The 25376-nt window shown below is 32.3% G+C and carries 20 protein-coding genes; 7 read left to right on the top strand and 13 right to left on the bottom strand.

The window, feature by feature from the left end:
* The first annotated feature begins 141 nt into the window (after nucleotides 1-141).
* From EYD46_RS01695 to EYD46_RS01685, 3 genes are all read left to right on the top strand, one after another.
* Nucleotides 142-1347, top strand: a complete 1206-nt coding sequence (locus EYD46_RS01695; RefSeq protein ID WP_130935319.1) for an imelysin family protein — start codon at nucleotides 142-144, stop codon at nucleotides 1345-1347.
* Nucleotides 1348-1480: 133 nt separating this feature from the next.
* Nucleotides 1481-2911, top strand: a complete 1431-nt coding sequence (locus EYD46_RS01690; protein WP_174719879.1) for a di-heme oxidoreductase family protein — start codon at nucleotides 1481-1483, stop codon at nucleotides 2909-2911.
* A gap of 1 nt (nucleotide 2912) precedes the next feature.
* The gene (locus EYD46_RS01685) at nucleotides 2913-3977 is read left to right on the top strand and encodes an imelysin family protein (RefSeq protein WP_130935318.1); all 1065 of its coding nucleotides are present in this window, start codon (nucleotides 2913-2915) and stop codon (nucleotides 3975-3977) included.
* 102 nt (nucleotides 3978-4079) lie between these two features.
* On the opposite strand, the gene EYD46_RS01680 is transcribed toward EYD46_RS01685, so the two are convergent.
* Nucleotides 4080-4457, bottom strand: coding sequence for a Fur family transcriptional regulator (locus EYD46_RS01680; protein WP_130935317.1), 378 nt, complete (start codon nucleotides 4455-4457; stop codon nucleotides 4080-4082).
* 84 nt (nucleotides 4458-4541) lie between these two features.
* On the opposite strand from EYD46_RS01680, the gene EYD46_RS01675 reads away from it, so the two are divergent.
* Together EYD46_RS01675 and folE are read left to right on the top strand one after the other, a co-directional pair.
* Nucleotides 4542-4946, top strand: coding sequence for a MerC domain-containing protein (locus tag EYD46_RS01675; protein ID WP_130935316.1), 405 nt, complete (start codon nucleotides 4542-4544; stop codon nucleotides 4944-4946).
* Nucleotides 4936-5613 carry a GTP cyclohydrolase I FolE gene (folE, locus tag EYD46_RS01670; protein ID WP_130935315.1) on the top strand — a complete coding sequence of 226 codons (678 nt, stop codon included), beginning with the start codon at nucleotides 4936-4938 and terminating at the stop codon, nucleotides 5611-5613. The genes EYD46_RS01675 and folE overlap by 11 nt, the downstream gene beginning before the upstream one ends.
* Nucleotides 5614-5809: 196 nt before the next feature.
* Here folE and EYD46_RS17660 read toward each other — a convergent pair whose 3' ends face one another.
* The gene (locus tag EYD46_RS17660; RefSeq protein ID WP_165454317.1) at nucleotides 5810-5980 is read right to left on the bottom strand and encodes a hypothetical protein; all 171 of its coding nucleotides are present in this window, start codon (nucleotides 5978-5980) and stop codon (nucleotides 5810-5812) included.
* A 3-nt stretch (nucleotides 5981-5983) separates the two neighbouring features.
* Nucleotides 5984-7369 carry a purine-cytosine permease family protein gene (locus EYD46_RS01665; protein WP_130935314.1) on the bottom strand — a complete coding sequence of 462 codons (1386 nt, stop codon included), beginning with the start codon at nucleotides 7367-7369 and terminating at the stop codon, nucleotides 5984-5986.
* Between the two features lie 259 nt (nucleotides 7370-7628).
* Here EYD46_RS01665 and EYD46_RS01660 point away from each other — a divergent pair, with 259 nt between their 5' ends.
* The gene (locus EYD46_RS01660) at nucleotides 7629-8405 is read left to right on the top strand and encodes a carboxylesterase family protein (RefSeq protein WP_130935313.1); all 777 of its coding nucleotides are present in this window, start codon (nucleotides 7629-7631) and stop codon (nucleotides 8403-8405) included.
* A gap of 100 nt (nucleotides 8406-8505) precedes the next feature.
* On the opposite strand, the gene EYD46_RS01655 is transcribed toward EYD46_RS01660, so the two are convergent.
* The 5 genes from EYD46_RS01655 to EYD46_RS01635 form a co-directional block, all read right to left on the bottom strand.
* Complete coding sequence (locus EYD46_RS01655) at nucleotides 8506-9654, bottom strand: alpha-hydroxy acid oxidase (protein ID WP_130935312.1); 1149 nt, start codon at nucleotides 9652-9654, stop codon at nucleotides 8506-8508.
* Between the two features lie 4 nt (nucleotides 9655-9658).
* Nucleotides 9659-10948 (bottom strand): class II aldolase/adducin family protein, encoded by a 1290-nt coding sequence (locus tag EYD46_RS01650; RefSeq protein ID WP_130935311.1) that lies wholly within the window; start codon nucleotides 10946-10948, stop codon nucleotides 9659-9661.
* Nucleotides 10949-11007: 59 nt separating this feature from the next.
* Nucleotides 11008-12384 carry an FGGY-family carbohydrate kinase gene (locus EYD46_RS01645; protein WP_130935310.1) on the bottom strand — a complete coding sequence of 459 codons (1377 nt, stop codon included), beginning with the start codon at nucleotides 12382-12384 and terminating at the stop codon, nucleotides 11008-11010.
* Between the two features lie 8 nt (nucleotides 12385-12392).
* Complete coding sequence (locus tag EYD46_RS01640) at nucleotides 12393-13673, bottom strand: sugar isomerase (protein WP_130935309.1); 1281 nt, start codon at nucleotides 13671-13673, stop codon at nucleotides 12393-12395.
* 114 nt (nucleotides 13674-13787) lie between these two features.
* A complete protein-coding gene (locus EYD46_RS01635) occupies nucleotides 13788-15893 on the bottom strand; it encodes a bifunctional aldolase/short-chain dehydrogenase (RefSeq protein ID WP_174719878.1) in 2106 nt (701 codons plus the stop codon).
* Nucleotides 15894-16270: 377 nt separating this feature from the next.
* Between EYD46_RS01635 and EYD46_RS01630 the strand changes: the two genes are divergently transcribed.
* Nucleotides 16271-17317 carry a GntR family transcriptional regulator gene (locus tag EYD46_RS01630; RefSeq protein WP_165454316.1) on the top strand — a complete coding sequence of 349 codons (1047 nt, stop codon included), beginning with the start codon at nucleotides 16271-16273 and terminating at the stop codon, nucleotides 17315-17317.
* Nucleotides 17318-17353: 36 nt separating this feature from the next.
* On the opposite strand, the gene EYD46_RS01625 is transcribed toward EYD46_RS01630, so the two are convergent.
* The 5 genes from EYD46_RS01625 to EYD46_RS01605 form a co-directional block, all read right to left on the bottom strand.
* Nucleotides 17354-19864, bottom strand: a complete 2511-nt coding sequence (locus EYD46_RS01625) for a heparinase II/III domain-containing protein (RefSeq protein WP_130935308.1) — start codon at nucleotides 19862-19864, stop codon at nucleotides 17354-17356.
* A 45-nt stretch (nucleotides 19865-19909) separates the two neighbouring features.
* The gene (locus EYD46_RS01620) at nucleotides 19910-21337 is read right to left on the bottom strand and encodes a sulfatase (RefSeq protein WP_130935307.1); all 1428 of its coding nucleotides are present in this window, start codon (nucleotides 21335-21337) and stop codon (nucleotides 19910-19912) included.
* Nucleotides 21338-21346: 9 nt separating this feature from the next.
* Entirely contained in the window at nucleotides 21347-22843 is a 1497-nt protein-coding gene (locus EYD46_RS01615) for a sulfatase family protein (protein ID WP_130935306.1), read from the bottom strand.
* Between the two features lie 12 nt (nucleotides 22844-22855).
* Nucleotides 22856-24529: a sulfatase-like hydrolase/transferase gene (locus EYD46_RS01610; RefSeq protein ID WP_130935305.1), complete on the bottom strand. Its 1674-nt coding sequence runs from the start codon at nucleotides 24527-24529 to the stop codon at nucleotides 22856-22858.
* A gap of 67 nt (nucleotides 24530-24596) precedes the next feature.
* The gene (locus tag EYD46_RS01605) at nucleotides 24597-25376 is read right to left on the bottom strand and encodes a DUF1961 family protein (RefSeq protein ID WP_130935304.1); all 780 of its coding nucleotides are present in this window, start codon (nucleotides 25374-25376) and stop codon (nucleotides 24597-24599) included.

The raw sequence follows: 25376 nt of genomic DNA, 5'->3' as shown, positions 1-25376 counted from the left end.
AAAAAATTAAATAATTAGTGAAATAGAAAGGCTAAAATAAATATCTGGAAATTAATTTAGAATTATTATAAATAAAGTTGCTTTTTAAATAAATAGAAATATTTTTGCGTAATTATTTTAATTAAGTCTAAATAAAAACAAATGAAAAAAATTATTACTTTAATCGCACTTGCTTTAACACTATTTGCATGTTCAAGCGATGATGACAACACCTCTACACCCAACCAAGTTACAGTTGAAGCGTTTATTGATACCTATGCTCAAATCGTAGCTGCTAATTATCTAGATTCTTATAATACAGCTGTAGATATGAAAACCAAGATTGATGCGTTTTTAGCAGCTCCATCAGCAACTACATTACAAGACGCTAAAAATGCATGGTTATATGCTCGTGACTTTTATGGACAAACTGAGGCATTTCGTGAAGCAAACGGACCTATTGATAACGAAGATCTTTTAGGAACTGAAGGACAAATTAATGCGTGGCCTTTAGATGAAGGTTATATAGATTATGTTTCTGACAATCGTGGGGGCTCTATCCAAAATGGTTTAATAGGAGATATATCATTTGAGCTTACAGAAGCAAATATCATGGACAAAAATGAAGTTGGAAAAGATGATAACATATCAACAGGATGGCATGCCGTTGAATTTCTATTATGGGGGCAGGATTTAAATTACGATCCTGTGACGCATACAGCTACTAACTTTGCTGCTTCTGGTAATAGATCATTTACCGATTATACAACGGCTGATTTTGCTGATAGAAGATCAACCTATTTACAAATTGTTACAGATTTATTGATTAAAGACCTGAAAGACTTAAGTGACACTTGGGCGCAAGGCGGATCTTACAGAACAACTTTTACAGGATTAAATAAAAATACAGCTTTAACTAATATCTTAAATGGTATAGGTTTTATTTCTAATGGAGAAGTCGCTTTAGAAAGAATAGATCCAGCTATTGATGAAGGACAGGAAAATGAACACTCTTGTTTTTCTGATAACACCAACCAAGATATGTGGGCAAATGTACATGGTATTAATAATATTATTACCGGTGAGTATACAACTGAAAGCGGAACTAAAGTAAGTGGTATTTCACTTGTTGATTTATCAGCAACCATAAACGAAACTATTTCAACAAATTTAGATGTAAAAGCTAAAGCCACCTTAAGTAAACTTGATGCATTATTAGCTTTAAATAAAAGTTTTGATGCTATAATAGCTGAAGAGACATTAGGTTCTAATGGTCCTGCCGAACAATTATCATCTGCATTAAAAGATCAAGGTACAGCTATTGCAGAGGCTGCTACTGCATTAGGTGTTACAATTAGTATTAACTAATAAGAAAGACAATATTCTTTAACATATTTAAACTGAAGCCGGTCTTAGATTGGTTTCAGTTTTCGTGATTCAATTAGAAACATAACGTGTAATAGTTTTTCATAAATACACTTTAACAAATATTTAGTCCACAATGAATAAAGTGATCAATTTTCACATTCGTTATACGTCATTATTACTAGTAATGGTTGCTATATTATCTTGCTCTAAAGATGATGATACATATCAAGATACAATTACAATGTATGAAGAAGGAGAAGAAAAACTAGTATCCCAATTTTCTATTGAAGCATTTACTGCTGATAAAGCTTTTGGAAGAGCAATTCCAGAATTGTCAAATACAGAACTAGCTTTTTTTGGAGTAGGAAATGCCATGTTTGATCAAAGTTGGGTGTCTTCTCCAGCTTCTACTACCTCAAGAGATGGTCTTGGTCCAATTTTTAATGCAAGAGCATGTAGTGGATGTCATTTAAGAGATGGAAGAGGTAAACCTCTTGTGAATACAGGAGCAGATTCTGAAGGCTTTTTATTAAGACTTAGTATAGGTAACAATCCAACATCAGGCCCAATACCACATCAAATCTATGGAGATCAATTACAGGATGAGTCTAACTTAGGTATTGATAAAGAAGCGGATATTCAAGTAGATTTCACTTTTATAAATGGTAAATATGCTGATGGAACTTCTTACGAATTACGACAACCTAATTACAGTATTATAGATGAAAATTATGGAAGTCTACAGGGCGTTGAAATCTCCCCAAGAGTAGGCCAACAAGTTATAGGTCTCGGGTTTATTGATGCTTTAACTGAAGCCAGTATTTTAGCTAATGCTGATCCTGATGATTTAAACAAGGATGGTATCTCCGGTAAAGCCAATTACGTATGGAATGTAAAGGAACAACAGCTAACTATTGGTAAATTTGGGTGGAAAGCCAATCAACCTACACTAGAGCAACAAATAGCTGGGGCATTTAGCGGTGATATGGGTTTGACCACATCGATTTTTCCCGAAGAAAACTGTCCTGATGGCATAGATTGTAACCAACTATTTAATGGTAATAATCCAGGTGAGGATGTTGAAGTCCCTGACATACAGTTTAGCCGAATTTCATTGTACATGTCGGCCATTTCAGTGCCTATAAGGCGTAATTTTCAGGATGAAGATGTTCTAAAAGGCAAACAGCACTTTAATGATTTGGGATGTGTGTCTTGCCATATCAATAATTTTACTACGGGTACTAACTCAGTTCTACCTCAAATTAGCAATATAAATATCAATCCATTTTCAGATTTCCTGTTACATGATATGGGAGATGAGCTTGCTGATAATAGAGGAGATTTTTTAGCAAACAGTAGAGAATGGCGAACACAACCGCTTTGGGGATTAGGTCTTATTGAACTTGTAAACGGTCATACGTTTTTATTACACGATGGTCGGGCCAGAACTATTGAAGAAGCCATACTATGGCATGGCGGGGAGGCAAAACAATCCAAAGAAGATTTTAAACAACTCATAGCCTCAGAAAGAGAAGAATTAATTCAATATCTAAACTCATTGTAATATGAAATATTTAATAGTAGTATTTACCTTCATATTAATAACTACATCATGTAAATCTAATGATGATACAGAAATCATCATGAATAATGATTTTTATCAATCCTATTATGAAGAAAATATATTACTAAGTTTAGAAAAGTTTACAGAAGAACTAGAAGTACTAAAACAATATGTTTTAGATTTTGAAACATCAAATTCTGATATAGATTATGACAAACTTACAACACAATGGTTAGTTACAGCAAAAGCATATTCTAGGGCAGAGATATATAATTTTGGACTAATAAAACAACGATTTTTTGATATCAACATTTATAATTACCCAATAAATACTACTCAAATTGAAAATAACATTACTGAAGAAGCAAATTATGATGCTAACTATTTTACTACGAAAAGTACAGTTATAAAAGGGTTAGGTACCCTAGAATATTTATTATTCAAAGATTTTAACCCCAAAATCGCTAAAGCAGAACTCTTAAATGATACATCTAGACTAGACTATGTCTTAGGTGTTACTGATGAGTTAATAAGACAAGCTAATTTAATGATTAATACTTGGCAAACAGAATATTTGAATATTTACACAAATGCTAATGAAAGCCTATGTAGTAATAATGCCAAATGCCTAACGATTAACCAAATCATTAATGTATTAGATGTTGCCAAGGTTACCAAAATAGGCAAGCCTTCTGGTTTTGAAAAGTCAGACAATGTATCGCCAAATAGCTTAGAAGCTTACAGAAGCAGAAATTCTTTAGCGCTTATTGAAGCTATACTGTCAGAGGTAGAATATGTTTATTTTACAAGTAAGACAAATATTTCAAGCTTAGTAAATAGTATTGATAATACTAATAAAATATCAACACAAATTCAAAATAAGTTAAATACTATAGATCAAGAAATTATACTATTTAATAATAACCTCCATGATGGCATAACATCAAATCCAGAGTCTATAAGGCCTATATATAATGCTTTAAAAGAATTAAATATACTATTCGCTGTTGATATATCTAGTATACTGTCTATAACGGTTTTACCTACCGATAATGATGGGGATTAATAATTCTATATTCATAAAAGCGAAACATAGCATAATCATCTTTTTTCCAGACAAATAAATATGTCCATTTATTTTTCTAAAGACAATTTACTCTTCTATAACTTAAGAACAGTTGCTACACGCTCCTACCATAAGTAAATTTATAGAATCTACTTTATAACCATTTACAGGAGGTATATTAAATGTTACGGGGAGACATTCTACTTCCCCACATACTTTACATTGAAAATGCGGATGTATATCATTATGCACTTCACAAGAACAATCTTGACATTTAGCATACCATTTAAGACCTCCCTTACCCATAAACGAATGTACAACACCATCATCCATAAGTTTATTTAATATACGGTAAACCGTAGTTTTATTCATTTCAGATGCTAATAACTTTACTAAATCAACAACAGATATCGCTCTCTCCTCTTGGTCAAAAATATCCATCAGTTTTTTTACCTGTTTAGTCTGTCTTGTAATTCCCATAACACAAATATATTGCAACCAAGTTGCTTTTTAAAAAAATCCAAAGTAATATTGCAACTAAGTTGCATTATAACAAATTTTCAGATGTTATTAACCATTAATAAATCAGATTCAATAGGTATACTCTCCAGTGGCTTATGCCTTATACACTGCATCTCAACCCCTTTTCTATTTGCAGCTCAAGCACATGTTTTAAAGTGTTGTGAAGCTAAACCTTTATGGTGGTCCAGTCTAGATATTATATTCCTATGTATTTCCGCATTGGCAATATATAAATCTAGTACGAGTGTATCAAAAAAATGGATTGTAATTGCACTTTATATGAGTTGGTTTCTACTAGTAACTATAGTTGTAAATGAAAAGGCAGGTTGGTTCAATATCCCTGAATCTGCTATTTACTTTCCTTCTTTAAGCCTAATATTCTTTCATTGGTATGGTAGTAAGTTTTGCCAATGTAAAAATGAAAAATGTTGTGTAAATGAGCTCTAATAAAATAAATACTGATAACATTGAATTTATTGGCGACAATCACATTGCCACCAATATATCTACACCATTAAGAACTGATGCTTTTAAAAAATCTGATGATGAAAAAATAGCCAATATCCAGATACATTTTCAAAAGATCATGGAGGAATTAGGTTTAGACATCACAGATGATAGTTTATCTGGAACACCATATCGTGTAGCGAAAATGTATGTAAAAGAATTGTTTTATGGTTTAAATCCTAAGAACAAACCAAAATTGTCAACTTTTGATAATAAATATGGTTATAAGAAAATACTTATTGAGCAGAATATCACTTTAGATTCTTCTTGCGAGCATCACTTCTTACCAATAACGGGTTTTGCTCATGTTGCATATATTCCAGAAGATAGAGTTATTGGTCTATCAAAATTAAATCGATTAGTAGATTATTATGCGCACCGTCCCCAAGTACAAGAGAGACTTTGTTTGCAAATCCTAACAGATTTGCAAGACACCTTAAAAACTAAAAGTGTAATTGTTATGGTTAACGCTAAACACTTATGTGTGTCTTCAAGAGGTATCAAGGATAAAAATAGTTTTACCACAAGTTTAGAACATGGCGGACTCTTTGAAGAAAAGACATATAGAGATGAATTTCTTAATGCGATTAATTACGACTTAAGATAACTAATATTATTAACTCATCTTAATGAGTTAATTTATTTGAAATACACCTTAATATACTTTTATTACTAGATATAACTACTTTATAAACTACTAAGCGCCTTTTAACAAAAAATGCTAGAGTATCGCAAAAAATAAATAGTCTTAAAAAGACTAGAAAACACTTATAAATGTAAACTACAAAAAACCATAAAAACTTCTATTCTTCCTTCATCCAAAAAGGTGTGGAAGCAAACCATAGAATTGTTCCTATTAGCATGAGCATTTTCATATTAGCCACCTCTATTTTATCTAAGAATGAAAGTATACTTACTAAGAGTATTAAAACGCTTATTGATAAACCACTAATTAATTTTAATATTTTTTTCATGATTTAAGATTTTTGAAATTTCATAATAAGTACATATAATAAACTGGAAGCAATCCAGCAAGGTATTACTGCATAAGCAGGGAATACTCCTTTTCCAAAAATAAAGTATAAACCTAATGCTACAGGAATTAGCCAAGCTAATAAAACAGCTGTATTGAAGCTAGTACTTTTCTCATCTGCATAATCTTGTGTAAAGCCCATTTTCTTTGCGAGGTAATGGTTAACAAAAATCACACCTCCCATTGGCCCTAAAATAGTACCATACAAACCTACAAAATCAAGTAATTTACTGGATAGTGTTGGAAAAATACCTGCAACTGTAGCTATAACACCTGCTAAAATTACGCCTGAATATGCTTTTGACTTAGAAGAAAATAAACTTTGAAAAGCAAGACCTGCTCTGTAAATAGTAGGATTAGCTGTTGTCCAGCCAGCTATAATAACACAAATAATACCTGTCCAACCTACTGCACTCCATGCTAAAGCACCTGGATTAGCAGAAATATCTCCTGTTAATTTAATTTGAGCTGCTAACATAAATGATGCACAAATCCATGCCATATAATGACCCAAAAACATTCCTATTGAAGGTCCCCATCCTGCACGAGTATCTTTAGCAAAACGCATAATAGACAAGTCGGCCATCCCAAAATGCATAGCTGCATTACATAACCAAGCGAAGATTACAATTTTCCAAAAACCAAAATCTACTTTACCATTTGCAGCTTGTACTACACTTACACCTTTATCCCACTCTTTAATTAAACTATCCCAAGAATTAACGTCCATTTGCGATAAAGCAGATAATCCGCAGGCTGCAAAAACAATAATCATCCATGGTGCAGCTATATTAGCAAACTTAGATACCGTGTTATAACCAGCTGCGGCAACTATTGCCATTACTATACCTACAATAATTACGATTCCAGAAAACGCTGGACTACTTAACCCAAAAATACTTTCAGGAACAGAAAAGCTTACACCAAAAGGAATCCCAACAGCACTGGCAGAAACCGTAATCATAGCTCCTGCTAAAAAGCAAAAAAGTACTCCATTAACTACGTTATAAACCTTTACTAAATGTTTCCCCGCAATTTTTTCTAATTGATAATATAATGTGAGTTTACTAGATACAGCTATAGGAGCTACTATATATCTCCATGTAAGAATAGCTAGAATATTACCTATAAGTAAACCAAAAATTAAATCTTTTAAACTGGCTCCTGCAGCTAAAAACAACGGACCAATCATAAATTCAGTACCTGCAGCATGTTCTCCTGCATACATTCCTAAAAAAGATTTCCAACCTTTTAGTCTTGAGGCAGGTACAGGAGTTCTTTCAAACTCTCCACCACCAACGTCTTCTATTTCTACTGATGTTTCACTCATATTATTTAGTTATTCGTTAGTTGTATTTGTTTTTAATTAATCCTTTTTAGCAAGAGGATAAAAACGAAAATATGATGCTTAACAGGTTTTTGCATCCTGTACTATACTGTATAATACAAATATAAAAGTAGTATGATAAATTAAAACACTCATATAAAAATCAGGGGAGAACAGGACAGTTTTAATATCTAGATATAATACTTTAACTCATTGTATTATTTATAAAATTAACGTAAATCTTTGAATAGTTAGCTAAAAAATGAAAAAACTGATTTTTACCTTATTTACCTTATTTACACTAATAAGTTTTAGTCAAAATTCTAGTATAGAAGAGGCTCTTGCAGATATTAACAGTACTTTTAAAAATATGGAGGTTAAACTTTTAAATTGGCCTAAAAGTTTACTACCTAAACTAGGTAAGTTAAAAGACACCGCTTTTATAGCGTTTCCTAAGAAAAAAACAGAAGGTAAATTACCACTTCTTATATCGCTCCATGGTGGTGGTGGAAAAGTTTGGACAATCGAAGAGCAACTTAAACGTTCCGCAAAAGTAAAAGGGCTTTCTATTGCTGAATTAGCTGGTAAAGATTTAATAGTATTAGAACCCAATTCTTTTGCTAAATGGGATCCTAAAACACTAAATATCATGTTAGATTATATCCTTGAAACTTACACTCAAATAGACCAAGATCGTATTTACCTTATGGGACATAGTATGGGTGGCTTAGGTACTTGGGATTGGATACAACAATCTCCTGAGCGTTTTGCAGCTGTTGCACCTTGTGGTTTTAGAGGCATTTCTGATGATGCCAATATAGAAAAACTTGTTACACTTCCTGTATATGGTATGGTTGGAGGAGAAGATGGTAAAAATGTAGCGTCTGTAGAAAAAATGGCTTCTCTTTTAAAAGCTGCAGGAAACAAAAATGTTCAATTTGTAGCTTTTTCAGGAGCTAATCATGCACAGGGAAACAAAAAGGTGTTTAGCAATGTAGAATGGATAAATTGGATGCTTAATTTTTCTACTAACCAATAAGTAGTAATTTAAGTAATCTTCAAAAAATAAAAAACCAGTTAAAAATTAAATTTTAACTGGTTTTTTTAGCTATTAACATTTATCTCTTAAAAACCTTAAGTTATTTAATTAAGTGGTTAGGAAAATCTGTCGTTTTTTCACAACATAATTGCTCCATAACTTGTTGTAATTCTGTCTTTAATAAAGAGATTGTATGATTACCACCCTTTTTACCAAGCGCAGAAACACCATACATAAAAGAGCGTCCCATAAAGGTAAACTTGGCACCACTTGCCATAGCTCTTGCAACATCAGGACCAGAACGAATACCGCTATCCATCATTACTTCGATTTGATCTCCATATTTTTCAGCAATTGAAGCTAAAGGCTTTATAGTAGATTCTCCTGCATCTAATTGACGTCCTCCATGATTAGAGACAATAATCCCATCTAATCCTAGACGAATAGCTTGTTCTGCATCATAATGAGAAGCTACACCTTTTAAAACCAATTTTCCTTTCCACATATCACGGATTGGTTTTATTTTTTCTTCATTTAGACGACCAGAGAACGTTTGATCCATAAATTTACCTAATTGTTTTAAATCTAAATTTTTAGGCATGTAAGGCTTTAGTGTAGCAAAGTTAGGAATACCATGTTTTAAAGTTTGTAAACTCCAATGTGGATGTGTAAAACCTTGTAAAATGTTTGCTAGATTCATTTTTGGTGGCATTGCCAAACCATTTCTTATATCTCTAGGCCTAAAACCAAAAGTGGGTACATCACATAAAATAACTAAAACTGGGCATTCTGCTGCTGCTGCTCTATTTATGATATCATCTCTTAACTTATCTTCTGCAGGGTGATATAATTGAAACCAAGCTTTGCCTTCTGTTAATTCTGCAGCTCTTTCTATACTAGTAGTAGTTACAGTACTTAAAATAAAAGGTATATTATGTTCAAAAGCAGCCTTAGCCAAAATTTCTGGCGAATTAGGCCACATTAAACCCTGTAATCCAACAGGAGCTACACCGAAAGGTGCATCGTATTCTATACCAAATAATTTGGTTTTTAGCGAAGAACCATGGTGCTTCCTTAAATAGTTAGGTTTAAGTTGTACTTCTCTGAGTTCTGAGGTATTGCGAATTAAATTCACATCCTCATTACAACCTCCATCAAGATATTCAAAAGCAAATTTTGGTATCTTCTTTTGTGCCTTGCTCCTTAAATCGTCTATTGATGGGTAACGTGTATCAAAACTTATTGCCATAATTTTATGCTAAAAATTTCTTTCTTAATTCTTCTACTTGTTCGTCGTTAATAGGAACCATGTCTCCCAGAGAATTTCCTAGAACAATGGATTTTGCACTAAATTCTGCTACTTCTAAATAATCAAAAGTTTGCAGTAATTTATCTCCTGTTATAATGACCGAATCGTTTTCTATAATCAATGCCGTTGGACAGTTATCTACAATTTCAGAATTATTATTTTTTCTAAAATGGTGTCCATATTCCACAAAATTTATATCCTGTAAAAATATCCAGCTTTCGGGAATTGTTCTTACATTTAAATATTCTCCAGTAACCCCAAATGCCATAAGGTAAGGGGATTGCGTCATAATAATTGAATTTACATCTGGATTTCTGTTATAGATTTCTTGATGAATCCAAGTTGCTCTACTTGGTATTTTTCCAGCTTCTCGTTTACCTCCTTTTATCTGAACAATATCATCCAAATCTAAATCCCACCTATCTACATCAGTTGGTGTGATTAAAAAATCATTCTCTTTCCAACGCATTGATACTGTTCCATACGAACCAATCATTAAGCCTTGCTGACAAGAACGTTGTACTATTTTACAAATTTCTAAACGCTTCTCTACTTCTTCAGAAGTGTAGGTAGTCGTTTCCATTTCTGGTAAAACTCCTGTTGCTTGCGATTCAAATTCGTCTATTTGCGCGTCCGTTAAATATTTTGGTGTCCCAATTTGTGAACCATATACAATTGTTCTTGCACAAAATTCTAAAGCTTCAAAACGTTCATAAGCATCTGTTAAATCACTTCCACCTAATACAGTTCCATGATTTTCCATAATAACAGCTTTGTAGCCTTTTTTAAATTCATCAGCAATAACCTCTCCTAAATCTTCACTTCCCGGCAATCTATAAGTAGCATAACCTATTGGCCCACATATATGTTTTGCTTGAGAAATAATATTAGTATTAGGTATTTGCCGTACTATACTAAATGATACTAAGGCTGGTGGGTGAGCATGAATTACTGACTTTATATCTGGTCTTGCTTCATAAATAGCTCTATGAAATGGAAATTCTGAAGAAGGTTTATGCTTACCAATTACAGTACCATCTTTTTTTACGCATATAATATCTGATGCTCTTAAAGAACCTTTATCTATTGCAGAAGGCGTAACCCAAATATCTCCTTGCGCGTCTATAATAGAAATGTTCCCTCCAGAAGTGGTAGTCATCCCTCTTTTATATACTCTACTGATGATTTCCGTGATTTGATCTCTCGGATGAATCAATTTGATGTTTTTGGACATATTATTTGATTTGGAATTAAATTCTCTAACCGCTTACGTAAAGTAATACTTATATTAATTTAGCCATTGACTATAAATGGCACATGTTTTTTGAGGGCATAATTTTGTTTTAAAAATTTAGAATTCAATTTCTTATCTGAAATCGAAATAGCGGCTCCTAATGCTGATCCAAGAGACGCATCAGTAGTGCTTAATTTTTTATTATTGAAATTATGCGATAGTAATTTTATATAAATATCATTATTACTAAAACCTCCATCAACATATATGCGAGCAATTTTATCAGTACCTAATGCTTCTTTAATGCACTTAATTTGAAGAAGCACAAGCTCTGTCATTAATTGATGATAAGCGTGTTCGTATTTGTCAAATTGAAAAGCTGTTTTCTCTGGCATAGTCTCATCTGAAATACTTTCCCATTTAAAACAATGCTTAAAATCTTTCTTAATCTCAAGATAGATGTCATAATCAAAATCTACGTTACGATGATAATCATCATTTACACCAAAGTGCTTATTAAGCTTCTCTACTTGTAATTTATATTCATTCCCTAAGAATACGCGTGTTGCCTTAACAGGCTTTCCATTAATTCGCATATAATTAAGGGTATCACTATTAAAATCTCCTCCTACTGCATTTTCTCCGGTAAATGGGTTAAAAACTATACTCCAAGTACCAGTAGACACTAAAACAAATTTCTTCTTTATACTTCTTACATAAGGTAATAATGCCGCTGAACTATCATGAATACCAACACCAATTTTTATTCTGTTACCATTATAATTCATGTTTATACTAGTTTCGGTAGAAACTATTGGTGGTAGTATCTGATCTATTCCTTCTTTGTATACCCAATTATGATAATCTTTTTTTACATAATCCCAAAGTGCAGTATGGCAACCTATACTCGTATATTCACTCAAAGGAATTCCTGTAAAAACATAACTTAAATACTGCGGTAAGTGTAAAGAGTATTTAATTTTAGCAAATACTTCAGGCTGAGTATGTTTTAACCAATACAATTGTAACCCTGAGTTAAGCATACTTAAATCTACACATCCTGTAGATTTAAGAAACTCTTCTCTAGGACCATACTTCTCAAAAAAAGAATCTACTATTTCCTTAGGTAAGGGTTTAGTATAATTATATAATGGCGTTAAAGGCTCTCCATTTTCATCTATATGTACAAAACTAGCTCCATAAGTTGAAAAGTTTATGGCTTCTACATTAAACTCCTTTTTCTCTAAAATACGATCAAAAACTTGTTTTAACCACTTCTTTAAAGCTGGCAAGTTTTCAGTTGGGTGCCCATCTTCATCTTCTACTTCTTCAAATGAAATATATTCTTTATGAACTTCTTTGAAACGTTTATCAAAGAGAAAGAATTTTTTATTCGTTTTCCCTATATCAAAAACTGCTGTAACTTTTTGCTTCATTTTTATGGTTATAAACCTGTTGCTACTGTGTATTTACCTCTTTCTGTGATTAAAGTATCTCTAACACCTAAATCGCGGTATGCATTTATTGGGCTTAAAGCTCCTCCTGAGTTTAAACGTGCTTTTTCTAAAAGAGGTCTAACATCTGTTCGGTAAGCGCCTTGTAAAATTTCTTGACATTTTACAACATCGTTATCGATTTGTGCTGCTTTTAAAGCATTTTGATCGATTAACATTGCTTTTGCGTATGCCTCTTGAATGGCTTCTAAAGATTGAATTAAATCTTCTAAAGGATCTTTTACGTTATGACTAGCATCAATCATCCAAGCTAAATCTGGATTCTGTGGATTGTTTTGCATACCATAAACTAATTCATTAAAAATCAAGAACAACGCATAAGGTTTAATACTTCCTACAGTTAAGTCGTCATCTCCATACTTACTATCGTTAAAGTGGAATCCACCCAACTTACCTTTTAATTGTAATATAGATACAATTTGCTCTATATTAGAGTTTGGTAAGTGGTGTCCTAAATCTACTAAAGTATATGCTTTATCTCCACAACCATTAGCTAACATTAAAGATGCTCCCCAGTCTTGTATAACTGTACTGTAGAAATTTGGCTCGTAAGGCTTATATTCTACTAACATACTCCAATCATCTGGTAGACCTTTGTAAATATCTATTAAGCTGTCCTGTGTATTTTGAAATGCTGTTTGGAAGTTATTTTGTCCTGGAAAACAAGATCCGTCTGCTAACCATACAGTTAATGCTTTAGATTCTAATTTGTCTCCAATTTTAATAACATCTAAGTTATGCTGAATAGCCTGTTCTCTTACGGCTTTACTTGTATTACTTAAAGACCCATATTTGTAGCTTTCTGCTGCATCTTTTTGGTCTTGAAATGTGTTTGAATTTACAGCATCAAATTTGATGTTTAAAGCATCTGCTTTTTCCTTAATTGCTGCATAATCTGAAGGGATATCCCAAGGAATATGTAAAGAAACAGCCCCAGCAGTTTGCGTTAAACTGTGTAAAACACCTATATCATCTATCTTTTGTTCTAGACTTGATGGTTCTCCATAAAATGAAAAACGGCCGAAACGAGTTCCGCCGGCACCTAAAGCCCAACTTGGTATAGCAACTTGAAAGTCTGATAGTTTTGACACAATCTTAGAAACATCATGTCCATCTTTATTTAACTTATTTGCTAAAAAATCATAACTTTCTTCGTGATTCTTTAAATCTTTTTTATTGTTTTCTAATATTTGCTCTTGCTGAATCTTCATATTTTTTACCCTTTAAAAGAAAAGAAACTCCCATAAAATTATAAGAATTTTAATGGAAGTTTTCTTTTTTTAACTAAACTAATCAAATTACTATTACTATTACTTTATTTTTATCTATCTAACAAAGGCATTTGCCATTCCACCGTCAACATTAATAATGTTTCCTGTAGACTTGTCAAGAATACCTACTAGAGAAAATACACCATTTGCAATATCGTCTGGTGTAATGATTTCATGCAATAAATTTCTTTTTGCATAAAACGCTGGTAATTCCTCTACGGTGATTCCGTTAGCTTTTGCTCTTCCTTCAGCCCAAGCACCTTCCCAAATTTTACTTCCTACAATTACACCATCTGGATTTACTGTATTTACTCTAACCTTATCTTTTGCTAGTTCAGCAGCTAACAAGCGTACCATGTGTTGTTGTGCCGCTTTCGCTGTTCCATAGGCTACATTGTTTGGTCCTGCTACTAATCCATTTTTACTTGCTATAGCTATGTAATCGCCCCCAAGTCCTTGCTGACGTACAATAGCTGCAAATTGTTTTGCTAAATCGAACTGACCTTTAACTAAGATATTCTGTAAAATATTCCAATCTTTATCTGTTGTATCAGCTAATGGCTTAGAAATTGCCAATCCAGCACTATGTACTATGATATCTACCCCACCAAATTCAACAACTGCTTTTTTGTATGCACTTGCTATTGACTCAGTACTTGTTACATCACAAACAGCATAAGAAGAAACATCTCTACCATAGGTTCCGTTTGCTTCAATTAAAGCTTCTTCGTTTATATCGGTTAAAACCACATTGGCTCCTTCTGCAGCTAACTTATCAGCTATAGCTTTACCAATTCCTCCACCTGCTCCAGTTACTAAAGCAACTTTTCTTGACAATGGCTTTTCTTTAGGCATACGCTGTAATTTAGCTTCCTCTAATAACCAATACTCAATATTGAATGCTTCTTGTCTTGGTAAAGAAGTATAAGACGTAATTGCCTCAGCGCCACGCATCACGTTGATAGCGTTAATATAAAACTCACTTGCCACACGTGTAGTTTGCTTATTTTTAGCAAAACTAAACATACCAACACCTGGGTAAATAATAATTACTGGGTTTGCATCACGAATAGCTGGACTATTGTCTACTTTACAAGTATTATAATAGTCTTCGTACTCTTTGCGGTAAGCTTCAAATGCTGGCTCTAATTTTGCTAATACTGCTTCAGAATCTGATAAATCTTCGTTTTTATCTAACTCCAAAACTAATGGTTGAATTTTTGTTCTTAAGAAATGATCTGGACAAGATGTTCCCATTGGAGCTAATCTTTCTAAATCATTACTATTGATATACTCCATTACAACATCAGTATCTGAGAAGTGACCGATCATTCTGTTTTCTGAGGAACATAAACCTCTTAATAATGGCATAATTTGAGCTGCTTTTTCTAAACGCTCTTCTTTAGGTAAGCTTTCTACTTTCTGACCTCCAAATACTGGACCTCCAGCTTCAATTTTTTTAGTGATATAATCTGAAGCCATTTCAATAACCTCTAAACTATTCATATAACACTCATACGAAGTATCTCCCCATGTGAATAAACCATGGCTACCTAAAACTATACCTCTTATACCTGGGTTATCAGCTAAACATTTTTCTAATTGTAAACCTAAATCAAATCCTGGTTTTTGCCATGGCACCCATCCCATAGTATCTCCCCAAATTTCTTTGGTTACTTTTTCGCTATCTTCTGCTGCTGCAACAGCAATTAATGCATCTGGATGTAAATGATCTATATGAGCAAATGGTAATAACCCATGTAATGGTGTATCAATAGAAGGTGCTTTACTATCTAAATCGTAAATACAATGATTAAAAAGCCCTACCATACGATCTTCATCGTGAAGACCTTGATATACATTTTTAAGATTTCGTAATCTTCCTGTATATAAACCTGCAATACCAGATCGTGTTAATGTTCCAATATCTCCTCCTGAACCTTTAACCCACATTACCTCAACTTCTTCATTAGTTAGTGGATCTTTTTCTATAGTTTTACAGCTTGTATTTCCTCCTCCATAGTTAGTAATTCTTAAATCAGCTCCTAAAATATTAGATCTATATAAGAATAATTCAACTTGATTATCACCTAAGCTATCGGCATGTTTATCATCCCATAGGTAATCTACGTATTTAAAGGTCTTGGTTATGTTTTCCATTTTCTAGTGTTAATATAATGTTTGTCATTCAAAAATAAATTAGCGACTATTGATTTCTATCCTGTACTATAGGGTTATATTACAGCTATTTTTAAAAATTAAATGACGACAGATTCCCTACATCTATTCAAGCACTTCAAACTAATACATCAACAGGCTAGTTATCAGTAAATTAAATACATAAAAAAGAATATATTTAATAAAATTAAAAGTTGAAAAAAACCGTCATAATTAATTAAAAAAACTTTAAAATTTTTTATTTAAATAATAAAATTTCTAGATATTCAAAAACAAAAGCTTTACTTTAGATTTTGGACCAAAAAAGATTTAATTTTGGGGAATAATCAGATTAATTCTTAAAATTGCCAGAGAATATTATGGATATATATAAATTTATAAATATTGACGAAAATTCGAGGGTGCCTAAATACCAACAAATTGTTGATTCTGTAATAACTAATATATCTAACGGAAATTTTAGTATAGACCAAAAAATACCCTCCATCAATAGGTTTAGTGAGGAATTCTACCTCTCTAGAGATACTGTGGAAAAAGCTTATAGCATACTAAAAGAACGAAATATCATTACCTCAATTCGAGGAAAAGGATTTTACATATCAAGAACAAAATTAATTTCTAAAGTCAATATTTTGTTCCTAATAAACAAGCTTAGCAACTATAAGTTAAGAACTTACAATCATTTCATTAACAATATAGGCGCAAACTCCCACACCGTTCTACATGTATATCACTGTGATGAAACTCTATTTTTAAATCTTTTAGAGAAGAATAAATCTGCTTTTGATTATTACGTTATTATGCCGCATTTTAAAACTGAACATTTAAAGCATGTAAGTTTTACAGAAAAGGCCTTAAAAATGTTATCTAAAATCCCTAAAGACAAATTAGTAGTATTAGATAATGTTAAACCTAATTTAAAAGGTGTTCTAGGAGAAGTTTATCAAGATTTTGAAAATGATATTTATGAAGCTCTAAATAAAGTAATCAATAAGATTAAAAAGTACAAAAAAGTTATTCTCACATATCCTGATAAATCGGTTTATCCTTATCCGAGACGGATTTTGCATGGTTTTAGAAAGTTTTGTGTTGAACACAAATTAGATTTTGAAATATTAGACAAGGTCTATGAAGATATGATTCTAAAAAAAGGAGATTTATTTATAACCATTGAGGAATCTGATTTGGTAAATTTAGTAAAACAGGTAAGAGAAGACGAGTATACTTTAGGCAACGATATTGGAATTATTTCATATAATGAAACCCAACTAAAAGAATTACTGGGTATAACAGTAGTTTCTACTGATTTTAAAGTTATGGGGGAAACCGCTGCTGAAACTATTTTAAATAAAAAGAAAACCTCTCTAAAAGTTCCATTTCATATTATAGAAAGAGACTCGCTTTAAATAGTTATACAAATTGATAATATAGGTATTTAAATCTTAGTGCCCTTCGTTATAGTTTCTAAAATATGAATTGGATGAGTCCGTTTCTATAACTTCATTTTTATAATTCAACTTTTTCCCTTCTCCAATATAAATGTTTTTTAACTTATCGTTATTACTTATCGTAATAACTGCAAAAGTCCCCTCGAAATAGATATCATCGTTTTGAAATATTTCGTCTTTCGATTGTGTAATCACATATTGTGTTAACGTTTCCAAAGGAGTTTTACTTATAATTTTTAAACCTTTATATAGCCCATCTTGCTCAATTTTTGAAACCGATTGAATAGTTGGCTTTTCTTTTTCACTAAATGGTTCATAAACAACAACAAATGGGTTCTTCCAAGCTTCTCCTCCATTACGAATTACTAAGGTTGGCGTTGGCATAGTATTGTAAGGTTCAGGTGACTCAAAAGTAATTGGTGCTTTTACTTTTGTATAGACTCTGTTTTTAAAACTAGGAATATGCAATTGCATAAAAACAGCACCATCATTTAAACGTTTTGTATAAAATGTAGCTTTCACATCTTTATCATAAACCTTTGATGTTTTTACATGCTTAAAAAAATGCCAACCAGGATTTCTATATTGGTTATTATGTACCCAGTCTGCATTAGCATTTGCTTGATACCTATTAGGCGTTTTTTCAAACTTCATATCATCATTCTCAAAGAGGAGTTTATCTCCAATATTATGATACAAATAATCATGATACTCATTTGGTAATTTCGATTTTGATCGAAAAACATCCACATAATAACCTGTGATTGGAGATGTACGTATTAAAGCTAGTGTTCTTTCCTGTATAGCCTCAGCTTTTTCTCCCTTATCATCTACAAAACTATTTTGACTAAATGAATGGTACGGAGACACACCTTCTTTACCAACTTTAGGCTCCATAGCAATCAATTCTACCTTATTTATACCTAGGTTAACCCAACCGCCTTCTCCTTGGGAACTTCCATTTACAATTACGGTATTGTGAGCTGCAAAAATTCTAGAATAATTTTCATGCAAATCTTTTCCGTATTTCTTTCGTCCATTATCCACACCTAGCACTTGGCCTTCTCCATACAATTCTATATTCATACCTTCTGCATGACCGTGTACCATATGTGCACCACCTATTGTACACATTAATCCATCTTCTGGTTTATTGGTACTGCTAAGGTTTCGTTGCATTACTATACCGGCATGATACACTCTATCTGTTCTGGGTAAATTTATATCAACTGAGGTTTCTTTAAAATCTTCATCATACCAAAAAAGTGCTTGAATGCTATATCGTTTGTAATTTCCTTTTTGAATAGCACTACTTATTAATGGTAAAAATTTATTTTGCAATTCTGATAAACCTTCCTTTTTAGCCAAAGCATATGCATTTTCATAAGCTTGATATGGTGCATGAGCTCGCCTATGTCCATCTCCCCAACGAATGATTTCATGATTTGGATACACAAAATAATCTAACCTCGGTAAAGCGTGTAAAACGTTTTGATATTTGGTTCCTAATTGTAAAGACGGGTTATATCTATTTACAATCAATAATAGCTCTGCTAAAATTGATGTAGAATGATTTAAATATTGTGATGTTTCTGGCCAAATATCACCTTTGTTTTTATAATTTTGATACATTACAGATAATGCATCTTGATTTTCTGTGCTTTTTATTAAGAAATAATTCAACCATTTTTCACGCTCAGCTAAATCATCCATAGCTAAAGCGTTATATACCAAACTTGGTGCTTCTAAAACAGAATGATTGGAGCCAGTTTGCCCATAATTTACGGTAATGTTTGCATAGGTTTTAAAAACAGTTTGTGCTTCTTCAAACGGAAAATTCACTTTTTTAGACTGAATAACATCTAAAGACTTGCCCTCATTTTTAAGATAAGGATGAATAAAATCGTAGATTAAAGGCAGTCTATAGCCCAAAACACGAACTTCTCTAAAACCATCATATGGAAACAACCATCCTCCTCTACCTTTCCAAGTAGAAACTTCTGATTGTTGTACTGATTTAATATACGAATACAGAATACTACTAGCTACATAAGCATACTTATTATCTTGAGTTAAATAATACAGCTCGCCACAATTAAGTGCAACTTGTAAATAGGTAATTAGTGATTCTGCTGGTTTCCACTCCTCATCTGTAGCATTGTCTAAATTTCTATGTTTTCCATTTTCTACATGGTCGGTTTTGTAAAAAGGAGGAAAATTATTACGCCTCTTTTTTGACCAATTAAATGGCAATTGCTTAATGTAAGCTTTGGGATTTTTATAAAACTGTTTTACTTGCTCGTCTGTTTCTGATTTTAAATCGTTATAAATTTTTTCCGCCCATGGTTGTGATTCAATTTTGGCTAAAATTTTTGCTCGTTCACTAGTTTTTACAATAATAAAAGGACGTTCTAGTTGTTGCCCATAACTATATAAAACATTTGCAAAAAGTAAGCATAAAAGAATTATTGTTTTAGTGTTTTTACCTCCCATAATACTATTCATTTAGTATAATTTCTTCATCATAATTACCTCAACAATTAGCAGGTATTATTTATAATTATTTGCTTGTTGTTGTTTGCTTTTTAAAGTATTTCTCATTTCTTTTAATACTTTTTCATATTTGATGTTTGTAATAACGTTTTTGTTTTCCTCAGGATCTAATTTACGATTATACAACATCTCTTCTCCATTTTCGAATAACGAATACGTAAAATCTTCTCTAACAATCGCGTCAGCTTTTTTAAATCGTGCATAAACATTTTTTCTAAACGATTGTTTAGGATCGTCTAAAACCGATGTAAAACTTTTTCCCATAATATAATCTGGTGCTTTAATATTAGCTAAGTTGCAAATAGTAGGATAAATATCTACACTTTCTACCATAGCTTCGGTATGTTGTCCTTTAGCTTTTCCTGGTACTTTTACAATTAGTGGAACTTGTAATGCATTATGCAGGGTATTGTGTTTTCCCCAAAACTCGTGCTCTCCTAAATGCCAACCGTGGTCGCCCCATAATACTACAATTGTATTTTCTGCCAAACCAAGCGCTTCTAATTCTTTAAGCACATCTCCAACCATTTGATCTACATAACTCACACAGGCATAATACCCATGACGCATCATTTTATGGAACGCTTCCGTATTTGGTTTATAATTACCAAAGCTATAGGTTTTAAATTCTGTACTACCTCTTAAAGACTTAGGAGCATTTTCAGGTAAATGACGGTTATCTGCTATCTCTATGGCATCTCTATCATACATATCCCAATATTTCTTTGGGGCATAAAACGGCATATGAGGACGAAAAAATCCGCAAGCCATAAAAAAAGATTCTCCTGATTTTTTAAAACGACGTAAATCACTTATTGTTTTTTGTGCTATTTTATAATCTGGATAACTACTATCTGCTACATCTGGTGCTTCATACACACGCCCATTACCGGATTTCATTACTACATTATTAGTTGTAGGGTCATAACTTACACGATGACCTCCTTTTGGCATCCATGGGTTTTCGCTCCAACTTGCTTCCTGAACGTCTTTATTGTAATGAAAAATTTTTCCGTTTGAAATACTAGTATAACCAGCTTCTTTAAAAAGACTTGGTAATGTTTTTGCATTTGGTACGTCTTCTTGCGCCTTTGCTCTATAATCTATAAAACGATTTTTTGTAGGTAAAATACTTGTTAATAAACTAGCTCTTGAAGCACCACAAACAGGCACATTACAGTAGGCACGATTAAAAACAACAGCTTCTTTTGCAAATTGATCTATGTTTGGTGATTTTACTTGCGGTGATCCATAACATCCTAATTCGGGTCTTAAATCGTCAATAGCAATAAACAGTACGTTCATTGGTTTTTGATTTTTGTCCTGAAGCTCTTGTTTATTTTGAGCAACTACAGTTTTTTCTTTTGGTTTACATGCTACTATAAGCAACAGTAAACTACAGGTGTATACTAAAATTTTATTCATCTTCTCTGGTTACCAGTGTTTTATAAAAATATAATCGGTGTCTTTTAAGGTATTCTTTATCGAATCAGGAATTTTTCGCCTAGGTGTATCTTGATCTAATTTAAAACCGCGCTTGCCTTTTGCAGTAATTAAAGGCATATTTCCTATGTTTTCATCAAGAAAATCGCCCTGAGCTTTCATCCAACTAAATAAATCCTTTTTCAAAGTTTCTTTAATAACTTGCAATTCTGGGTTATTTGCTAAATTATTTTGTTCGAAAGGATCATTTTTTAAATCGTAAAGCACTTCTAAGGGTTCGTTTTTAAATTTAGTAGCACCACGTTTTATAAAATAATCTACATTCGGTTTCCCTGTTAAATTTTTATCTAAAACTTCAATCGAATTAAAGTTTCGTATGTACTTATAACGTGTATTACGTATCATTCTAGAAGGAAAAACTTCAGAATTTAAGATATTCTGATTGGTTCTTACTCCATATACATATTTGTTTACTGATACATCTTTACCTTCTAATATGGGTAAAAAGCTAGTACCATCCATATCGCCAGCTAATTCGCCTCCTGCAATTTTCATAAAGGTTGGCAAAACATCAGTATAATGAATCAATTGATTTGAAGTAGATCCTGGTTTAATTACTTTTGGCCAACGCACTACAAATGGCACTTTTAAACCAATATCTTTTACCGTAAATTTACCTGAAACCCCGTGATCTGCACTGTAAATAAATAATGTGTTATCACCTAAATACTCATCTACCAATTTTAAAACACCTTCTATTTGTGTGTTATCTTCTTCAATACTTCTGTAATACCCTGCTTTCTTTTTTACAAAAGCTTTGTCATTTTTTTTATCCTCATTAAATGGGAAAAACTTAATAGCTTCTGCTTTCGGATTTTCAACATCAAAATACTTTCCATGTGGGTATTTCGAAGTAATAAACATACAAAATGGTTTTTTCGCTGATTGGAAATAACTTTCTATACTATCTAAAGGAATATAATCTCTAGGCACACCCTTTTTAGGAACTGGTTCCCATTCTCTATCCCATTGGTATACACTCGCAGGTTTTACATGACTTTTACCAGCCAAAACAACTTCGTAGCCCAATTTTTTCATTCTAGAAGTTATACTTTCAATATTGGGTCTTGTAGCTGTATGGTTGGCAAAACAACCATTTTTAACAGGATAATTTCCTGTAAAAAGTTGCGATCTACTAGGTGCACAAATAGCCTGTGCTGTAAATGCATTGGTAAATAACATACCTTCTGCTGCCAAACGATCTACTGCAGCAGTATTTACTTTTTCATTACCATAACATCCATAATCATATACATCTTGGTCATCCGCCAAATAAAAAATTAGATTGGGTTGATTCGCCTTTCTTTGTGCTGTATTCGTTTTAGAAATAGCTTTAGATGTTGCATCCGTTTGTTTTACGCCAGAACATGCCGCTAATAAAATTGAAATACATAGTATTGGAAATAAAAGTAAGTTTTGTCTATTCATTGTCTTTACTACTTATTTTTTATATGCTTTTACTGCGTCTTTTTCAGGGTAAGGTACTTTTTCTCCATTTTCCACCCAAGTTCCTGTTGGTGCATTGCTGGTTTTTAACCAAGTTAGCATATCAGCATTCATTTGTAAAGCAATTTCCATTTCTTTGGATTTAGGGCTACTTAAAATATTTCTTTTTTCAGAAATGTCTTTTGTAATGTTATACATTTCAAATTCTTCAGTTTCATAAAAATAAAACAACTTATAATATTCTTCCCCTACTCTTGTTTGAATTAATGTTGATGGAGAAAAACGTTCATCCATATATCCCGGAAGATGCCAAAACAAATTATTTCTTGAGATTCTTTTTGCTTCTCCTGTTAAAACTTTTGCAAAAGAAGCTCCATCAAATTTAGGTTTACTACCATCTTTCTTTTTTAGTTTGGTAATATCTACACCAGCTAAATCTGCTAAAGTGGGTAAAAAATCGATGCAATGTATGGCTTGATTGGTTACTGAATTTTCTTTTATCACATTTGGATATCTAAAAATTAATGGAACTCTAAGACCTCCTTCTGTTAAATTTCCTTTTTTACCTTTCAGTGGATTATTTTCTCTTAAGCCTCCATTATCAGAATAAAAAATGAAAATAGTATTGTTAGTGATATCATCAGAAAAATCGCCATCTCCATTCGGATCTTTTAAGGCACTATTTATTTTTCCAACATTTTGATCTAACAACTCAATCATAGATGCATACTCTGCTGCTCTAGGGTTCAATCCTTTTTTTAGATATTTTTCAGTTAAATCTTTTCTACCTGTCACTTTTGTGTGTACCGCGTGAAAAGGCACATATAAAAAGAAAGGATTTTCGTTGTTTGCTTTTTCTTTGATATAATCTACAGAAAAATCGCCAATAGCATCTGTAAGATGTTTTGGTGTTCCTTTTAAAAGAACTACATCTCCTTGAGATTGATATGGTTTTAAAGTTGTGTTGATGTATTCATCATCATAAGGATTTGCATATTTATCTACAAACTCGGAATTAAACGTCCATCCTTTTTTATCAGAATTTAAGGCTAAATAAAACTTTTTCGTTCTTTTTCCGTTAATTGGAGCTGCTATAATATGATGAATATCTGCTGGTAAATCAATACCATAATCACCCTTTAGAGGATGTGGAGTTCCGTGACTTTTACCCACTAAAGCAGTTTGATAACCTTTTGTTTTTAGGACATCAAACATATTAATACCATCTTCTGCAATTACTTTTTTTTGCTTGTGAGGTTCAATAAGTACATTTGGATATCCTTTAGTTCTCTTGTCTTGTCTTTTTAAAGAACCTACATTATACACCTGGTTATCTACTCCTGTTGCATATTGTCCACTAATTAATGCAGCCCTTGATGGCGCACAATTTTGATTGGTATAGGCATTTGTAAAAGACATTCCTTGAGATGCCAATTTATCGACTACAGGAGTCTCATAAATTTTAGAACCGTTGTTTTTGTTTGTATTTCCTGTACTTACATCTACCCAACCTAAATCATCTGCAAAAATGAGTACAATATTGGGCTGACTTATTTCTGTTTGGCCATTTTCAGAGTCATTAGATTTCTCTGAGGTTTTGGTTGTTTTACACGAAAAAAAACTGAATACAGATACAGCTAATAGTATAAAGCGTTTTTTATAGAACATACAATTAGTAAATTGAAGTATGCAAATTATGGAACCTAAGTTAATTAATCATCCTGAGATATCCTGACTACCTTGTGTAGATTTTAAAGTTCTTGTAAATGGCTGAACGCCTATACATATGGCGAATACCAATTCTACCTTCTTGTATTGGTTTTACTTTAGAAATATCCCATTTAAAAGTTTGTACATTCCCTTCATTTTCCATTTTGAAAGACAACATACTCTCCGTTTTTACTGCAGTAATGTGATAGGTTTTCCCTTTTTCAAAAAAACCTTGTTTATCAAAAGAAGGTGCTATTCTAGTTGAATTAAATGATTTATTATTTGGTTTAGGGTACCTTCTTGCTCTTACATAATAGAAACCATCACCTTTGTTTCCAAAAGCAGCATAACTGATATGAAACACGTTCATGTTTTCAAAATATTTTCTCATTGCAGGAACTTCCCGCTTTTTATTCCATTTTGAGATATCTTTTTCATGAATTCCTTCTTTATCTCCGGTAGCTTGAATGTAAAGGATGTTTACAAATCGATTTTCATCATCTGTTTTGGTATAATCAAATTCAATTTTCACATCTCCACTGTATGATTTTTTTGTCCATAAAACAGCATGATGTGCATCATTATAAGCCTCTGAACCTGCTTTGAAATGCATTCCTTTTTTTGAATTCTCAACTGTTGCTATTAGACCATCTAAAGTCCAATTTTTTGTCCAGTCTTGGGTACAACTATCATTAAATACTAAAGACCAATCTGGGGTGTTTCTCTTATTTAATGAATGAGTAGTTTTACTTGTTTTACAAGCAGTAAAACAAATAAAAATTAAAACAAAAAAAGACCTCATCAT

The sequence above is a fragment of the Hyunsoonleella pacifica genome, assembly GCF_004310335.1.
Classification (GTDB): domain Bacteria; phylum Bacteroidota; class Bacteroidia; order Flavobacteriales; family Flavobacteriaceae; genus Jejuia; species Jejuia pacifica.
Note: the sequence above shows the minus strand (reverse complement) of the source record. Positions and strands in the feature narration are given on the sequence as shown.

Excerpts from the sequence above, each read along its gene's own strand:
- EYD46_RS01695 (WP_130935319.1), top strand. The coding sequence starts at position 142 with ATGAAAAAAATTATTACTTTAATCGCACTTGCTTTAACACTATTTGCA.
- EYD46_RS01690 (WP_174719879.1), top strand. The coding sequence starts at position 1,481 with ATGAATAAAGTGATCAATTTTCACATTCGTTATACGTCATTATTACTA.
- EYD46_RS01685 (WP_130935318.1), top strand. The coding sequence starts at position 2,913 with ATGAAATATTTAATAGTAGTATTTACCTTCATATTAATAACTACATCA.
- EYD46_RS01680 (WP_130935317.1), bottom strand. The coding sequence starts at position 4,457 with ATGGGAATTACAAGACAGACTAAACAGGTAAAAAAACTGATGGATATT.
- EYD46_RS01675 (WP_130935316.1), top strand. The coding sequence starts at position 4,542 with ATGTTATTAACCATTAATAAATCAGATTCAATAGGTATACTCTCCAGT.
- folE (WP_130935315.1), top strand. The coding sequence starts at position 4,936 with ATGAGCTCTAATAAAATAAATACTGATAACATTGAATTTATTGGCGAC.
- EYD46_RS17660 (WP_165454317.1), bottom strand. The coding sequence starts at position 5,980 with ATGAAAAAAATATTAAAATTAATTAGTGGTTTATCAATAAGCGTTTTA.
- EYD46_RS01665 (WP_130935314.1), bottom strand. The coding sequence starts at position 7,369 with ATGAGTGAAACATCAGTAGAAATAGAAGACGTTGGTGGTGGAGAGTTT.
- EYD46_RS01660 (WP_130935313.1), top strand. The coding sequence starts at position 7,629 with ATGAAAAAACTGATTTTTACCTTATTTACCTTATTTACACTAATAAGT.
- EYD46_RS01655 (WP_130935312.1), bottom strand. The coding sequence starts at position 9,654 with ATGGCAATAAGTTTTGATACACGTTACCCATCAATAGACGATTTAAGG.
- EYD46_RS01650 (WP_130935311.1), bottom strand. The coding sequence starts at position 10,948 with ATGTCCAAAAACATCAAATTGATTCATCCGAGAGATCAAATCACGGAA.
- EYD46_RS01645 (WP_130935310.1), bottom strand. The coding sequence starts at position 12,384 with ATGAAGCAAAAAGTTACAGCAGTTTTTGATATAGGGAAAACGAATAAA.
- EYD46_RS01640 (WP_130935309.1), bottom strand. The coding sequence starts at position 13,673 with ATGAAGATTCAGCAAGAGCAAATATTAGAAAACAATAAAAAAGATTTA.
- EYD46_RS01635 (WP_174719878.1), bottom strand. The coding sequence starts at position 15,893 with ATGGAAAACATAACCAAGACCTTTAAATACGTAGATTACCTATGGGAT.
- EYD46_RS01630 (WP_165454316.1), top strand. The coding sequence starts at position 16,271 with ATGGATATATATAAATTTATAAATATTGACGAAAATTCGAGGGTGCCT.
- EYD46_RS01625 (WP_130935308.1), bottom strand. The coding sequence starts at position 19,864 with ATGAATAGTATTATGGGAGGTAAAAACACTAAAACAATAATTCTTTTA.
- EYD46_RS01620 (WP_130935307.1), bottom strand. The coding sequence starts at position 21,337 with ATGAATAAAATTTTAGTATACACCTGTAGTTTACTGTTGCTTATAGTA.
- EYD46_RS01615 (WP_130935306.1), bottom strand. The coding sequence starts at position 22,843 with ATGAATAGACAAAACTTACTTTTATTTCCAATACTATGTATTTCAATT.
- EYD46_RS01610 (WP_130935305.1), bottom strand. The coding sequence starts at position 24,529 with ATGTTCTATAAAAAACGCTTTATACTATTAGCTGTATCTGTATTCAGT.
- EYD46_RS01605 (WP_130935304.1), bottom strand. The coding sequence starts at position 25,376 with ATGATGAGGTCTTTTTTTGTTTTAATTTTTATTTGTTTTACTGCTTGT.